The following is a 13,818-nucleotide window of genomic DNA, read 5'->3' on the forward strand; positions in this document are numbered from 1 at the left end:
TCGCCTGGACGGAAAGGGAGGCCATGGCCGAGCCGGACTACCGCTTCACGCTGGCCAACGAGCGCACGTTCCTGGCCTGGGTGCGCACCTCGCTCGCGCTGGTCGCCGCCGGGGTCGCGCTCGACCAGTACCTGCCCGACCTCGGTCCGCCCGCGGTGCGCACCGCGATCGGCGTCGCGCTGGTGGTCCTGGGCGCCGCGCTGGCCGGGCTGAGCCACCGCCGCTGGCGGCGCGCGCAGCGGGCGATGCGCGAGGGCGCCGCGCTGCCGCCGGCGCCGGAGATGGCGGTCCTCGGCTACGGCGTCGCGCTCGTGGCCGCCGTCGTCCTCGTCCTGGTGCTGGTGTCGTGACCGGAGATCCCGGCCTGCAACCGGAGCGCACCCGGCTGGCCTGGCGGCGGACGGCGCTGTCGTGCGCGGCGCTCGGCGCGCTGCTGCTGCACGGTTCCCGAGGTGCGCTCGGTTTCGCCGCCGCGGTGGTCGTGCTGCTCTGCGCGTCGGGGTTCGCCGCCATCGGCGCGCGCCGGGACTACCGCCGCGTCATGGACGGCCGCTGGGCGGCGGTCTGCGCGGTGCTGCCCGGGGTGGCGGCGGTGCTCGCGCTGATCGGGCACGCGCTAGCCGGGCCCGCGGCGCAGTAGCACGTAGTCGTCCTGCTCGCGGACGGTGCGGTAGCCGCTGGACTGGAGCAGGCGCAGCTCCTGGGCCTGCTCCTGCGGCGTCAGCGGCCAGGCGTTGTACAGGGTGTCGGCGAGCACCCACTCGGCGTCGACCACGTTGCCCTGGTACGAGGGGAACAGCTGCACGTCGTGGGTGCCGGTCAGCTGCGGGGCCAGCGGGTTGCCCGCGGCCACGCTCGCGCCCGCCGGGATCAGCGCCATCAGCTCCCGGGCGGTGGCCACCCGCTCGCCCGGCGACCACTCCCGCCCGTGCAGCAGGGCCGTCAGCGAGACCGCGGCCGAGACCACGCACACCGCGGCGACGACCCGCCGCCACCGCATCACCGCCTCGGCCCGCAGCGCGGGCCAGCGCGTGGCCATCGCCTGCAGGAAGGCGAAGTAGACGATCGGCACCAGCACCGCGCCGTAGTGGTGCTCGATGCCCCAGTGGGCCTCCTTGAGCGACATGAACCGCCACAGCAGCGTCGGCGCGGCCAGCAGGACCATCGGCGAGAACAGGGCGAGCAACGCCGTCGGGGCCAGCAGGACCAGGACCGTGACCAGCTTCTCCGGCGGCGTGACGAGCCTGCCGGGGGCCTCGGAGAGCAGCTGCAGCGGACCGCCGCCGCCGAGGTTGTCGCCTTGGCCGTAGGAGCCGTCGGGGGCGAACGCCGGGATCAGCACCAGCACGATGACGGCGAAGGAGACCGCGCCGAACCCCGTGACCGCCCAGCCGAGCCGCCGCTGCCCCCGGAAGACGAGGTAGAGGCCGATCGCCGCGACGGTCAGCGGCAGCTCCTCCTTGACCAGCACCAGCGGCACCGTCCAGCAGGCGGCGGCGCTCCAGCGCTCCTGGACGAGCTTCTCCAGCGCGAAGGCCAGCATCGGCACCGCGAAGACGATCTCGTGGAAGTCGAAGTCGACAGTCGTGAGCAGGCCCCACGAGAGCCCGTAGGCCAGGCCGACGCACAGCCCGAAGCCGGTGCCGAAGCGGCGCGCGGACAGCCGGGTCACCGGGATCGCCGAGACCGCCAGCAGCACCGCCTGCGCCACCAGCAGGGTGACCGCGCCGGGGAAGAGGCGGTAGACCGGGGCCAGCGTCGCCAGGATCGGGTGGAAATGGTCGCCGAGCAGCACGAACCCGGGGCCGCGCAGCTCCGAGACCGGCGCGCCGCCCTCGGCGTAGCCGCGCACGGCCTGCTCGAAGATGCCCAGGTCGTAGCCGGTGGTGCGCAGTGCCAGGTGGTTGGTGACCGAGATCGCGCTGTAGAAGACGGCCAGGAGCGCGGCGAGCGGACCCCAGACCCGCCAGTCCGCCCGGGGTGTCGGCCCAGCCGCGCGCCGGTCGGCGCGATCCAGTGCGGTCACCACGGGTCAGATTCAACAGCAGGGGTCGGGGACGCCCCGGAACCGGTACGGCACGGACCGGCCCGGGGCGCGCACTGCGGTCGCGGCCCCGCCCCGCCGAGGAGGGTTGCGGCGGGCCTCGATGCGGGGCGCGAAGGCACGGTGCCCAGGCAGTATCTGTCGCCGGGGGCCGTCCGTCCAGGGGCTACTGAACGGTAATCGAACGGGCCGCCGGATCCGTCGGAAGTGGCCGGACCTCTGCCGACACCTCACCCGATAGTGGGGCACTTCGCCTGTCGCGGTTCCCTCGGGCGGCAAAGTGCGTAGCGTGGCACCGGTCGGAAAATCGCAGGTCAGACTGCTGTCGGGGACGGCGTCGCCTTAGCAGGCCGGGCAGGGGACATGGACGGTGCCGCATACCAGCGCGCGCTCGGGCTGGAACTGCGCAGGCTGCGCCTGCGCCGCAAGTGGACGCGGGCGCAGCTGGTGCAGCGCCTGCCCGGTGAGCTGTCGGCCCAGGCGCTCGCCTCCTACGAGACCGGAACCCGCTCGTGCACGGTCGTGCGCTTCGTCGAGCTGTGCGGCGTGCTCGACGCCTCCCCGCACGACCTGCTCGAACGCGTCCACCAGGTGGTCGCGCACGAGGAGTACCCCGCCGCGCTGCGCGTCGACCTGAACCGGCTCTCCCACGACGAGCACCACGAGCTGATCCCGGCCCGCCGATGGGCAGCCGCGGAAGTCGCCCGCCACGCCAGCCCGGTCCGCGAGCTGGACTACCCGGCGCTGGAGTCCCTGGCCTCGCTGTGCGGGCTCACCGTCCTGGACCTGGTCCGCCTCCTGCGCACCGAGCCCGGCACTGACCTAGCCTGACCCGGTGCGCATCGGGGTCATCGGATACGGGTTGCGGGCGACGCTGCTGGAGCACTGCCCGCCGGGCAGCGTGGTCGCCGCGCACGATCCCAGGCCGGAGCGGGTTCCGCCCGGGGTCGCCGCCTGCGGCTCGGTCGCCGAACTGCTCGGACACCGGCTCGACGCGGTCTTCGTGCTGTCCCCTGATCACCTGCACGCCGAGCACGCCACCGCCGTCCTCGAAGCGGGCGCGGCGGCCTATGTGGAGAAGCCGCTGGCCCTCACCGCCGAGGACGCCGACCGCGTCCTGGACACCGCGCGGCGCACGGGCGCCAGGCTCTACGTCGGGCACAACATGCGGCACATGCCGGTCGTGCTGGCGATGCGCGCGCTCATCGCCGACGGGGCCGTCGGCGCGGTGCGGGCGGTGTGGTGCAGGCACTTCGTCGGGCACGGCGGCGACTTCTACTTCAAGGACTGGCACGCCGAGCGCGCCAAGAGCGGGGGGCTGTTGCTGCAGAAGGGCGCCCACGACATCGACGTGATCCACTGGCTGGCGGGCGGGTACACCCGCCGGGTCACCGCCATGGGTGCGCTGACGGTCTACGGCGGTCTGGGCGACCGGGGCGGGACCGGCTACCTCGCCGGGCACGACATCGACGCCTACCTGGCGAACTGGCCGCCGTCGGCGCACACCGGGCTGAACCCGGTCGTGGACGTCGAGGACCTGTCGATGGCGACGCTCGCCCTCGACAACGGCGTGTTCGCGACCTACGCGCAGTGCCACTACACCCCGGACTACTGGCGCAACTACACCGTGATCGGGGACGCGGGCAGGCTGGAGAACCTCGGCGACGGACCCGGCGCCGAGGTCCGGGTGTGGAACCGGCGCCACCGCTCCCACGGCACCCCGGACCACGTCGTGCGGGTCGGGGGCGCCGAGGGCGGCCACGGCGGCGCCGACGCCGCGATCGTCGCCGAGTTCCTCGACCACGTGCGGACGGGCGCGCCGACCCTGACCTCACCCGTCGCGGCCAGGGAGGCCGTGGCGACGGCTGTCGCGGCCACCGAGTCGGTGCGGGCGGGTGGCGCGCTCGTGCACGTTCGGGGGGCGGATGAGGGCATCATCGCGCACTTCTCACTCGATCGTGGGTCGTCCGGCAGGGCGGTCGGGGGGTAGCGTCGGGTCGGACCTGATCTCGGGGAGTGACCCGCCGTGGAACTGCGCATGGATGACCCGCCCGCGCAGGGTGTGGTCCAGGTGGCCGTCGGCGGGGAGATCGACCTGGTGGCCGCCGGGGTGCTGGAGCGGTTCCTGCTGGGGGCGGTGGCCGATCGGCGGGCGGTCGAGCCCGGGTTGGTGGTGGACCTCTCGGACACGGAGTTCATCGGGTGCGCGGGGGTCAACGCGCTGCTGTCGACGCAGCAGCGGCTGCACCGGATGGGCGGGTGGTTGCTGTTGGCCGATGTCTCGCGGGCGGTGTCGCGGGTGCTGGACGTGACGGGGATGAACACGGCGCTGACCGTGGGGTCGGTGACCGACCTGGAGATGTCGGACGATCTGGTGGATTGATCGGTCCGTGGCTTGGTCGGGGTTCCCGGTGTGGTTCCGCGGCGGTGTTTGTGGGTGGGGCCGATGGGGTGGAGCGTCTGGCGCGTTGCTTTGGTGGTGGGCTCTTTCTCTCCTTCTCGCTTCTCGTTGCGTCCCTGTCCTGTTGTCTGCCGGGCGGGGGCAGTGCGCTGGTGGGAAAGCGACGGCCGCCTCCCCGTTCGCGGGGGAGGCGGCCGTTGTGTCCTCTGTGGACCTACTTGAAGCCGGCCCGGCGCAGGGCGTCGGCCATGGAGCCGGAGGCGGGGGTGTCGCGGCGGTCCCGCTGCTTGGCGTTGGCGGCGCGCGGCTGGGCGCCCTGGCGGTTCTGGGCGCGCGGGTTCTGCGAGCGCGGGTTCTGGGTGCGGTTGCCGCCCTGGTCGGGGCTGTCGCGGGGGGTGCGGGCCCCGGGCAGCTCGTCGTCCAGGCGCAGGGTCAGGGAGATGCGCTTGCGGGGGATGTCGACGTCCAGGACCTTGACGCGGACCACGTCGCCGGACTTGACGACGTCGCGGGGGTCCTTGACGAAGGTCTTGGACAGCGCCGAGACGTGCACGAGGCCGTCCTGGTGGACGCCGATGTCCACGAACGCCCCGAAGGCGGCGACATTGGTGACGACGCCCTCCAGGGTCATCCCGGGGCGCAGGTCCTTCAGGGTCTCCACGCCGTCGGCGAAGGTGGCGGTGGTGAAGGCCGGACGGGGGTCGCGGCCGGGCTTCTCCAGCTCCGCCAGGATGTCGGTGATGGTGGGCAGGCCGAAGGTGTCGTCGACGAAGTCCGCCGGGCGCACCGAGCGCAGGGCCGAGGAGCCGATCAGGGACTTCAGGTCGCCGCCGGTGCTGGCCAGGATGCGGCGGACCACCGGGTAGGACTCGGGGTGGACGCTGGAGGAGTCCAGGGGGTCCTCGCCGTCGCGGATGCGCAGGAAGCCCGCGCACTGCTCGAAGGCCTTCGCGCCCAGCCTCGGGACGGCCTTGAGGCCGGCGCGCGAGCGGAAGGGGCCGTTGGCGTCGCGGTGGGCGACGATGTTCTCCGCCAGGGTCGCGCCGATGCCCGAGACCCGGGTCAGCAGCGGGACCGAGGCGGTGTTGACGTCGACGCCGACGCCGTTCACGCAGTCCTCGACGACCGCGTCCAGCGAGCGCGACAGCTTCACCTCGGAGATGTCGTGCTGGTACTGGCCGACGCCGATCGACTTCGGGTCGATCTTCACCAGCTCGGCCAGCGGGTCCTGCAGGCGCCGCGCGATGGACACCGCGCCGCGCAACGAGACGTCCATGCCGGGCAGTTCCTGGGTGGCGTAGGCCGACGCCGAGTACACCGACGCGCCCGACTCCGACACCATCACCTTGGTGAGCTTGAGGTCCGGGTAGCGCTTGAGCAGGTCGGCGGCGAGCTTGTCGGTCTCCCGCGACGCGGTGCCGTTGCCGATGGCCACCAGGTCCACCGAGTGCTTGGCGCACAGCTTGGCCAGCACGGCCAGCGACTCGTCCCAGCGCTGCTGCGGCACGTGCGGGAAGATCGTGGCGGTGTCGACGGCCTTGCCGGTCGCGTCGACCACGGCCACCTTCACCCCGGTGCGGAAGCCGGGGTCCAGGCCCAGCGTGGCGCGGGTGCCCGCCGGGGCGGCGAGCAGCAGGTCGCGCAGGTTCGCGGCGAAGACGCGCACCGCCTCGTCCTCGGCCTCCTGGCGCAGCCTGCCGCGCAGGTCGATGCCCAGGTGCACGAGGATGCGCGTGCGCCACGCCCAGCGGACGGTGTCGAGCAGCCACTTGTCGGCCGGGCGGCCGTGGTCGCCGACGCCGAAGCGGGCGGCGATGCGCACCTCGTAGTCGCTGCGCGCGAGCGGGTCCGCCTCCGGGTCCGGCTCCAGGGTGAGGTCGAGGACCTCCTCCTTCTCGCCGCGGTAGAGCGCGAGCACGCGGTGCGAAGGCAGCTTGGACAGCGGCTCGGCGAAGTCGAAGTAGTCGGCGAACTTGGCGCCGTCGTCCGCTTTGCCCTCGCGGACCTTCGACACCATCGCGCCGCGGGTCCACATGCGCTCGCGCAGCTCGCCGATGAGGTCGGCGTCCTCGCCGAAGCGCTCGACCAGGATGGCCCGCGCGCCCTCCAGTGCGGCGGCGGCGTCGGCGACGTTCTCGCCGGTGTAGCCCTCGGCCGTCGCCTTCGGGTCCAGGCCGGGGTCCGACAGCAGCGCGTCGGCCAGCGGCTCCAGGCCGTTCTCGCGCGCGATCTGGGCCTTGGTGCGCCGCTTCGGCTTGTACGGCAGGTAGATGTCTTCCAGGCGCGACTTGGTGTCGGCGGCCATGATCTGCGCGGTGAGCGCGTCGTCCAGCTTGCCCTGCTCCCGGATGGACTCCAGGATCGCGCCGCGGCGCTCCTCCAGCTCGCGCAGGTAGCGCAGGCGCTCCTCCAGCGTGCGCAGCTGCTCGTCGTCCAGCGCGCCGGTCACCTCCTTGCGGTACCGGGCGATGAACGGGACCGTCGAGCCACCGTCGAGCAGGTCGACGGCCGCGACGACCTGCCGCTCACGCACCCCGAGCTCTTCGGCGATCCGCTCGGTGACGCCCCTGGGGGCCTGGGTTTGGGCTGTCATGTGGCTTTCTTTCCTGATGGGGAGCCGGGAACGAGCGATCGGGCCCCACACCGCTCGTGGAGCCCGATCGAAGTCCGCAAAGTGGAACGGTTGTGAAAGTCGGATCAGATGACGGTCACGCCGGTCGCCTGCGGGCCCTTGTTGCCCTGGCCGACCTCGTAGCGCACCTTCTGGTTCTCCTCCAGGGTGCGGAATCCCTGCGACTGGATTTCCGAGTAGTGGACGAAGACGTCGGAGCTGCCGTCGTCGGGGGAGATGAACCCGTAGCCCTTCTCCGAGTTGAACCACTTCACGGTGCCCTGGGCCATGCCTGTCTCCTAGATGTCCTGCTTCGGCCGTGTCGACGGCCACCTCTGTGTTGGCGGGCGCGGGTTCGCCGCCGGGCGAACACGGCGGCGGAGCGAGCGACCACGGCCAGTCAACCACAGCGCCGGGGGCGTGGCGAGGCTCCAGCGCCGGATCATGACCCGGACGGGTGGCGGGTCATCGCGGCCACCGCCTCGGCGACGCTGGCGCGGATCTCCTCGTGCGTCAGCGGCTTGCGGCCCGCGCCCGCGATCCGGTCGTAGATCAGGCCGTCGAGGAAGGCGACGAGCGCGCGGCCCTGCCGCTGCGGGTCCGCCGCCCCCGCCGCGGCCAGCAGCCCGGCGGCCAGCAGCCGGTACCGCTCGCCGACAGCGGCCAGCGCCGCGCGCAGCTCGGGCCTGCGGGTGGCTTCGATGGACAGCTCGTAGCGGGCGAGCATGCGGGCGCGGTGCTCGGTGGCCGAGCGCTCGACGGTCGCGGCGACGAGGTCGACGATGGCCTCGGGGGGCAGCGCGGGCGGGGGGCCCTCGAGCATGCCGGGCGGGATGAGGTCGACGTCGTCGAGCGCGGCGAGCCGGGTGACGGTGGCTTCCAGCAGCGCCTGGCGGGTGCGGAAGTAGTAGGAGCAGGACCCCTCGGGCAGACCGGCCGCGCGGTCGACCGCGCGGTGGGTCAGCCCGCGCAGGCCGTCGGCGGCCAGCGTCGCGATCGCCGCGTCGGTCACCTGGTCGCGCCGTGTCATGGGTCCCCTTCCACCGAGCCTCTACGAGTGTAGAGTGCTCTACGGATGTAGAGGAGGATGGTCATGGGGACGGCGGCGATCGTCGGCGGCGGCATCGGGGGACTGGCCGTGGCGGCGGCTCTGGTGCGGCGCGGGTGGGACGTGCGGGTCTACGAGCAGGCGCCGGGATTCACCGAGGTCGGCGCGGGCATCTCGATGTGGGCGAACGCGCTCTCGGCGCTGGACGCCATCGGCGTCGGCGACGAGGTCCGCGCCGCGGGCGCGCACCCCGGCCGCGGCGGCTTCCGCGACCGGCGCGGGCGCTGGCTGGCCAGGGGGGCGGGCGCGGCCGACGAGCTGGTCATGCTGCACCGCGCCGACCTGCTCGCCATCCTGCGCGCCGCGGTGCCCGCGGAGTGCCTGGTCGCGGGCAGGCGCGTCGAGGACCCGAGGGTGACCGGCGGCCGGGCGGTGGTCGAGGGGACCCCGGTCGACCTGCTCGTCGGGGCCGACGGCCTGCGCAGCCGGGTGCGCCAGGTGTTCTGGCCGGACGCGGCGGCACCCCGCTACGCCGGCTACACGGCCTGGCGGTTCGTGCTGCCGCACGCGGGCGTGCCGCGCTTCGACGGCAGTGAGACCTGGGGCGGCGGCCTCGTCTTCGGCGCGTTCCCGATGGGCCGTGGCATGAGCACCGACCACATCTACTGCTACGCCGCCGCCCGCTCCCCGGAGGACGCGCGCGTCCCCGACGAGCTGACCGAGCTGCGCCGCCGCTTCGCGGGCTGGCCCGATCCCATCCCCGCGCTGCTCGCCGCCGCCGACCCCGCCGCCGTCCTGCGCCACGACCTGGGCTACCTGCCCGACCTGCCGTCCTTCACCGCGGGCCCGGTCGCCCTCGTCGGCGACGCCGCGCACGCCATGACCCCGAACCTCGGCCAGGGCGCCTGCCAGGCCCTGGAGGACGCGGTCACCCTCGCCGCCCTGGTCGATGAGCCCGACGGCCTGGCCCGCTACGACGCGCTGCGCCGCCCGCGCGCCCAGGCCATCGCCCGCCGCTCCCGGCAGGTCGCCGCCATGGCCCACCTGAGCTGGGGCCCGGCCGCGGCGCTGCGGAACCTGGCCGTGCGGCTCACCCCCGACAGCGCGGCCCGCAGGCAGCTCCAGTCGGTCGCGGGCTGGCGGGCCCCGTCACCCGGCTGAGCGAACGGGGCACAATCCACGGTGTGATCACCGAGATCTTCGGAGAGCAGTTCCAGCCGCCCGCGACGATGGTGCTGGTCACGCTGGGCGTCGCGCTCGTCGTCGTGCTGTGGCGTGCGGCGTGGCGTCCGGCGCGCAACGTCGTCACGATCGTGCACGAGGCCGGGCACGGCGTCGTGGCGCTGCTGGCCGGGCGCAGGCTGTCCTCGATCCGGCTGCACTCCGACACCTCCGGCGTCACCGTCTCGCGGGGCCGCACCGAGGGGCCGGGCATGGTGTGCACCGCGCTCGCGGGCTACCTCGCGCCCTCGGTGCTCGGGCTGGTGTTCGCCGGGCTGCTGCTCGGCGAGCGGGTCGGCGCGGTGCTGGTGACCTGCGCGGTGCTGCTCCTCGGCGTGCTCATCATGATCCGCAACGTCTACGGCGTGCTGTCGATCGTGCTGACCGGCGCCGTGCTCTTCGCCGTGTCGTGGCTGGCCACCGCCGAGATCAAGGCGGCCTTCGCCTACCTCATCACCTGGTTCCTGCTGGTCGGCGGCGTGCGGCCGGTCTTCGAGCTGCAGCGCAAGCGGCGCCGGGGCCAGGCGCGCGACTCCGACGCCGACCAGCTGGCCCGGCTGACCGGCGCGCCCGGCCTGTTCTGGGTCGGGGTGTTCGCGGTGATCAACACCGGGGCGCTGCTGATCGCCGCCGCGTGGCTGCTCCTGCCCTGATTACGCTGGGCGCGTGGCACGACTGACCAGGGCGCAGAGCCAGGCGCGCACCCGCGAGCGCCTGCTGGAGACCGCCCGGCGGATGTTCCTGACCGACGGCTACCACGCCACCTCCCTGGACAAGGTCGCCGACACCGCCGGGTTCTCCAAGGGCGCGGTCTACTCCAACTTCCGCAACAAGGACGAGCTGTGCCTGGCCGTCCTCGACGGCATCCACGCCGAACAGATCGACCAGCTCGCCGCGCTGCTGGCGGGGCGCACCGGCGAGGAGACCGCTGCCGCGTTCGCCGGGTGGGCCGAGCGTGTGGTCGGCGACGAGGGCTGGACCCTGCTGCGGGTCGAGTTCGCCGCGCAGTCCCGGCGCGACCCGGCCCTGCGCGCCGAGCTGGCCGCCCGCGACCAGGCCGTGCGCGCCGCCATCGCCGCGCTCGCCCGGCGCGGACCCACCGCCCTGCCCCCCGACGACCTCGCCACCGCGCTGCTCGGCCTCGGCGTCGGGCTGGGCATCCAGCGGGTCATCGACCCCGCCATCGGCGCGCACGTCCTCACCGGCACCCTGGCGGCGCTGCTCGCCGCCCCCGCACCCCCATCTGCGGCCCGGCCTGGGCCAACCGGCAGAATTCAGGCCGCCGACCAGCCGGGATGAGAGGGAAGCCGTGACCGACATCGCCCAGATCGTCCGCGGGTGCGCCGCCAAGGCCAAGCAGGCCGCGCCCGTGCTGGCCGCCGCCTCCGACGAGGCCGTCGACGCCGCCATCGGCGAGATGGCCGCCCGCCTGTCCTCGGCCCGCGCGCACGTCCTCACGGCCAACGCCGAGGACGTCGCCGCCGCCGAGGCCGCCGGGATGAGCGGCGGCCTGCTCGACCGGCTGCGCATCACCGGGGAGCGCCTGGACGACATGGCCGAGCAGCTGCGCCTGCTCGCCTCGGTCCCGCACCCGGAGCCCAGCCGCGTCGTCGGCGTCCTCGACGGCGGGTTCGAGCTGGTCGAACTCCGCAAGCCGGTCGGTGTCATCGGCGCCAACTACGAGGCCCGCCCGAACGTCACCATCGACGTCGCCTCCCAGCTGGTGAAGTCGCGCAACGCGGGCGTGCTGCGCACCGGGTCGGCCGCCCTGCGCAGCGCCCAGGCCCTGCTGAGCCGGGTCGTCGCCCCCGCCCTGTCCGACGTCGGCATCGATGAGGACGTCGTCCAGCTCGTGCCCAGCCCCGACCGCGAGGCCGCGGGCGCGCTGGTCGAGCTGCCCGACCTGATTCCGCTGGTCATCGTGCGCGGCAGCGGCGAGACCACCCGCGAGCTGGACCGCCGCGCCGCCCAGCACGGCGTGCGCACGCTGGCGCACGCCGACGGCGGCGGCGTCCTCTACTACGACGCCAAGGCCGACCCCGCCTTCGCCGAGGACCTCATCACCCGCAGCCTGGACCGCCTCGGCGTGTGCAACCGCCTCAACCTGCTGCTCGTGCACAAGGACGTCTACGACCAGGCGCTCCCGGGCATCCAGGACGCGCTGGCCACCGTGGGCGTGAGCGCCTCGCTGCCCCCGCACAGCCACCCCGTCGGCTACGAGTGGGCCCTCGACGGCGAGCGCGAGGCCACCGTCACCATCGCCGTCGTGGACGACCTCGCCCACGCCGCCCGGGTGGCCAACGAGGACACCTCCGGCCTGGCCGCGGGCATCGTCACCACCGACGCCGCCGCGGCCGAGGCCTTCTTCGCCGCCTACACCGGCACCGGGGTCTTCTGGAACGCTCCCACCCGCCTGCTCGACGGGTTCAAGCTGCTCGGGGTGCCCGAGACCGGCATCAACCTGGACCGGGTCCCCGGCCCGCGCGGCCCGGTGACGTTTACCGACCTGGTCTTGCGGCAATACGCGGTCCGTCCCGCCCGCGCGGTGTGACCTGGGCAACTCCGGTGATCGGACCCACTGAACCGGACCGAGCCCAACGGGGCTGACCCGGGGCGCGAGGGCTACGATCCTCCCGGGTGCCGAGAGGTAACCCGCCGGTAGTCCCCGACGGCCGGCAGTCCCACCACAAGGCAGTGCAGGAGGCAGGAGTGACTGCAGTAGCCCCCAAGCCGATCGCCACGCGGCCTTATCCGGCCAGCGAGAAGGCCAAGGGTTCGTACCTGCTGCGGCTGTTCCGCACGACGGACCACAAGCAAATCGGCATCATGTACCTGGTCACGTCGTTCGCCTTCTTCATGGTGGGCGGCGCGATGGCGATGCTGATCCGCAGCGAGCTGGCCGTCCCGGGACAGCAGTTCCTGTCCCAGGAGCAGTACAACCAGCTGTTCACCATGCACGGCACGGTGATGCTGCTGCTGTACGCGACCCCGATCCTCTTCGGCTTCGCGAACTTCATCCTTCCGCTGCAGATCGGCTCGCCCGACGTCGCGTTCCCCCGGCTCAACGCCTTCTCCTACTGGCTGTACCTCTTCGGCGGCCTGACGGTGATGGCGGGCTTCCTGACCCCGGGTGGTGCGGCCGACTTCGGCTGGTTCGCCTACACACCGCTCTCGGACAAGATCCACTCACCGGGCGTCGGCGCGGACCTGTGGATCACCGGTCTGATCGTCGGTGGTCTGGGCACGATCCTCGGCGCGGTCAACATGCTGACGACGATCGTCTGCCTGCGGGCCCCCGGCATGACCATGTTCCGGATGCCGATCTTCACCTGGAACATCCTGGTCACCAGCCTGCTGGTGCTGCTCGCCTTCCCGATCCTGACCGCGGCCCTCTTCGGCCTGCTGGCGGACCGACAACTCGGCGCGCACGTGTTCGACCCCGAGAACGGGGGCGTGATCCTCTGGCAGCACCTGTTCTGGTTCTTCGGGCACCCAGAGGTCTACATCGTCGCCCTACCGTTCTTCGGCATCGTCTCGGAGATCTTCCCGGTCTTCAGCCGCAAGCCGCTGTTCGGCTACCGCGGCCTGATCTACGCCACCATCGGCATCGCCGCCCTGTCGGTCACCGTGTGGGCGCACCACATGTACGCCACCGGCGCCGTGCTGCTGCCGTTCTTCGCGTTCATGACGTTCCTCATCGCGGTCCCGACCGGTGTGAAGTTCTTCAACTGGATCGGCACGATGTGGAAGGGGCAGCTCACCTTCGAGACCCCGATGCTGTTCAGCGTCGGCTTCCTGGTGACGTTCCTCTTCGGCGGTCTGACCGGCGTGCTGCTGGCCGCCCCGGCCATCGACTTCCACGTCTCGGACACCTACTTCGTCGTCGCGCACTTCCACTACGTGCTCTACGGCACGATCGTGTTCGCGACGTTCGCGGGCATCTACTTCTGGTTCCCGAAGATCACCGGCCGGTTCCTCGACGAGCCGCTGGGCAAGCTGCACTTCTGGACCACGTTCATCGGCTTCCACGGCACCTTCCTCGTCCAGCACTGGCTGGGCAACGAGGGCTTCCCGCGCCGCTACGCCGACTACCTGGCGACCGACGGGTTCACCACGCTCAACATGATCTCCACGATCGGGGCGTACATCCTCGGCGCGTCCACGCTGCCGTTCATCTGGAACGTCTTCAAGAGCTACCGCTACGGCGAGATCACCACCGCCGACGACCCGTGGGGCTACGGCAACTCCCTGGAGTGGGCCACGAGCTCGCCGCCGCCGCGGCACAACTTCACGGAACTGCCCCGCATCCGCTCCGAGCGCCCGGCCTTCGACCTGCACTACCCGCATGTGGTCGAACAGGCCAACCACGACAAGTACGTCGGCGTCGGTTCGGCCAAGCACCGCCCAGCACCGTCGGAGATCCTCGCGGAGAAGATGAACCCCGACGAGATCTCCAAGGGCGATCCCACGCTGCCCAACTGATCCGCTTTTCA

General features: G+C 72.7%; 14 protein-coding genes. 10 read left to right on the forward strand and 4 right to left on the reverse strand.

Going from position 1 to position 13,818, the window contains the following annotated elements; genetic code table 11:
* The first annotated feature begins 23 nt into the window (after positions 1–23).
* Together ACFPM7_RS18015 and ACFPM7_RS18020 are read left to right on the forward strand one after the other, a co-directional pair.
* Positions 24–350: a YidH family protein gene (locus ACFPM7_RS18015; protein WP_378248799.1), complete on the forward strand. Its 327-nt coding sequence runs from the start codon at positions 24–26 to the stop codon at positions 348–350.
* Complete coding sequence (locus ACFPM7_RS18020) at positions 347–640, forward strand: DUF202 domain-containing protein (protein WP_378248800.1); 294 nt, start codon at positions 347–349, stop codon at positions 638–640. Before ACFPM7_RS18015 ends, ACFPM7_RS18020 begins: the two co-directional genes overlap by 4 nt.
* Here ACFPM7_RS18020 and ACFPM7_RS18025 read toward each other — a convergent pair.
* Positions 617–2,026, reverse strand: coding sequence for a DUF2079 domain-containing protein (locus ACFPM7_RS18025; RefSeq protein WP_378248801.1), 1,410 nt, complete (start codon positions 2,024–2,026; stop codon positions 617–619). The two genes, ACFPM7_RS18020 and ACFPM7_RS18025, sit on opposite strands and share 24 nt — an antisense overlap.
* Before the next feature lie 381 nt (positions 2,027–2,407).
* Between ACFPM7_RS18025 and ACFPM7_RS18030 the strand changes: the two genes are divergently transcribed.
* The 3 genes from ACFPM7_RS18030 to ACFPM7_RS18040 are packed head-to-tail and all read left to right on the forward strand — an operon-like array spanning position 2,408 to position 4,427.
* Entirely contained in the window at positions 2,408–2,875 is a 468-nt protein-coding gene (locus ACFPM7_RS18030; protein WP_378248802.1) for a helix-turn-helix domain-containing protein, read from the forward strand.
* Positions 2,876–2,879: 4 nt separating this feature from the next.
* Positions 2,880–4,034, forward strand: a complete 1,155-nt coding sequence (locus tag ACFPM7_RS18035; RefSeq protein ID WP_378248803.1) for a Gfo/Idh/MocA family protein — start codon at positions 2,880–2,882, stop codon at positions 4,032–4,034.
* Between the two features lie 36 nt (positions 4,035–4,070).
* A complete protein-coding gene (locus ACFPM7_RS18040) occupies positions 4,071–4,427 on the forward strand; it encodes an STAS domain-containing protein (RefSeq protein ID WP_378248804.1) in 357 nt (118 codons plus the stop codon).
* 232 nt (positions 4,428–4,659) lie between these two features.
* Here ACFPM7_RS18040 and ACFPM7_RS18045 read toward each other — a convergent pair whose 3' ends face one another.
* From ACFPM7_RS18045 to ACFPM7_RS18055, 3 genes are all read right to left on the reverse strand, one after another.
* Positions 4,660–7,038, reverse strand: coding sequence for a Tex family protein (locus ACFPM7_RS18045; RefSeq protein WP_378248805.1), 2,379 nt, complete (start codon positions 7,036–7,038; stop codon positions 4,660–4,662).
* 104 nt (positions 7,039–7,142) lie between these two features.
* Entirely contained in the window at positions 7,143–7,346 is a 204-nt protein-coding gene (locus ACFPM7_RS18050; RefSeq protein WP_378248806.1) for a cold-shock protein, read from the reverse strand.
* A 152-nt stretch (positions 7,347–7,498) separates the two neighbouring features.
* On the reverse strand, positions 7,499–8,086 hold the full coding sequence (locus tag ACFPM7_RS18055) for a TetR/AcrR family transcriptional regulator (RefSeq protein WP_378248807.1): 588 nt from the start codon (positions 8,084–8,086) through the stop codon (positions 7,499–7,501).
* 63 nt (positions 8,087–8,149) lie between these two features.
* Between ACFPM7_RS18055 and ACFPM7_RS18060 the strand changes: the two genes are divergently transcribed.
* The 5 genes from ACFPM7_RS18060 to ctaD all read left to right on the forward strand — a co-directional run bounded on the left by ACFPM7_RS18060 (position 8,150) and on the right by ctaD (position 13,807).
* Positions 8,150–9,265 carry an FAD-dependent monooxygenase gene (locus tag ACFPM7_RS18060; RefSeq protein ID WP_378248808.1) on the forward strand — a complete coding sequence of 372 codons (1,116 nt, stop codon included), beginning with the start codon at positions 8,150–8,152 and terminating at the stop codon, positions 9,263–9,265.
* Between the two features lie 68 nt (positions 9,266–9,333).
* Positions 9,334–9,978 carry a M50 family metallopeptidase gene (locus ACFPM7_RS18065; RefSeq protein WP_378248961.1) on the forward strand — a complete coding sequence of 215 codons (645 nt, stop codon included), beginning with the start codon at positions 9,334–9,336 and terminating at the stop codon, positions 9,976–9,978.
* 13 nt (positions 9,979–9,991) lie between these two features.
* A complete protein-coding gene (locus tag ACFPM7_RS18070; RefSeq protein WP_378248809.1) occupies positions 9,992–10,624 on the forward strand; it encodes a TetR/AcrR family transcriptional regulator in 633 nt (210 codons plus the stop codon).
* Between the two features lie 10 nt (positions 10,625–10,634).
* Positions 10,635–11,876 (forward strand): aldehyde dehydrogenase family protein, encoded by a 1,242-nt coding sequence (locus tag ACFPM7_RS18075; RefSeq protein ID WP_378248810.1) that lies wholly within the window; start codon positions 10,635–10,637, stop codon positions 11,874–11,876.
* 158 nt (positions 11,877–12,034) lie between these two features.
* Positions 12,035–13,807: an aa3-type cytochrome oxidase subunit I gene (ctaD, locus tag ACFPM7_RS18080; RefSeq protein WP_378248811.1), complete on the forward strand. Its 1,773-nt coding sequence runs from the start codon at positions 12,035–12,037 to the stop codon at positions 13,805–13,807.
* Positions 13,808–13,818: the final 11 nt, after the last annotated feature.

The organism is Actinokineospora guangxiensis (genome assembly GCF_042657845.1).
In the GTDB taxonomy this organism is placed as follows: domain Bacteria; phylum Actinomycetota; class Actinomycetes; order Mycobacteriales; family Pseudonocardiaceae; genus Actinokineospora; species Actinokineospora guangxiensis.

Coding starts and splice junctions, on each gene's coding strand:
- ACFPM7_RS18015 (WP_378248799.1), top strand. CDS start 24: ATGGCCGAGCCGGACTACCGCTTCACGCTGGCCAACGAGCGCACGTTC.
- ACFPM7_RS18030 (WP_378248802.1), top strand. CDS start 2,408: ATGGACGGTGCCGCATACCAGCGCGCGCTCGGGCTGGAACTGCGCAGG.
- ACFPM7_RS18045 (WP_378248805.1), bottom strand. CDS start 7,038: ATGACAGCCCAAACCCAGGCCCCCAGGGGCGTCACCGAGCGGATCGCC.
- ACFPM7_RS18050 (WP_378248806.1), bottom strand. CDS start 7,346: ATGGCCCAGGGCACCGTGAAGTGGTTCAACTCGGAGAAGGGCTACGGG.
- ACFPM7_RS18055 (WP_378248807.1), bottom strand. CDS start 8,086: ATGACACGGCGCGACCAGGTGACCGACGCGGCGATCGCGACGCTGGCC.
- ACFPM7_RS18060 (WP_378248808.1), top strand. CDS start 8,150: ATGGGGACGGCGGCGATCGTCGGCGGCGGCATCGGGGGACTGGCCGTG.
- ACFPM7_RS18065 (WP_378248961.1), top strand. CDS start 9,334: ATGGTGCTGGTCACGCTGGGCGTCGCGCTCGTCGTCGTGCTGTGGCGT.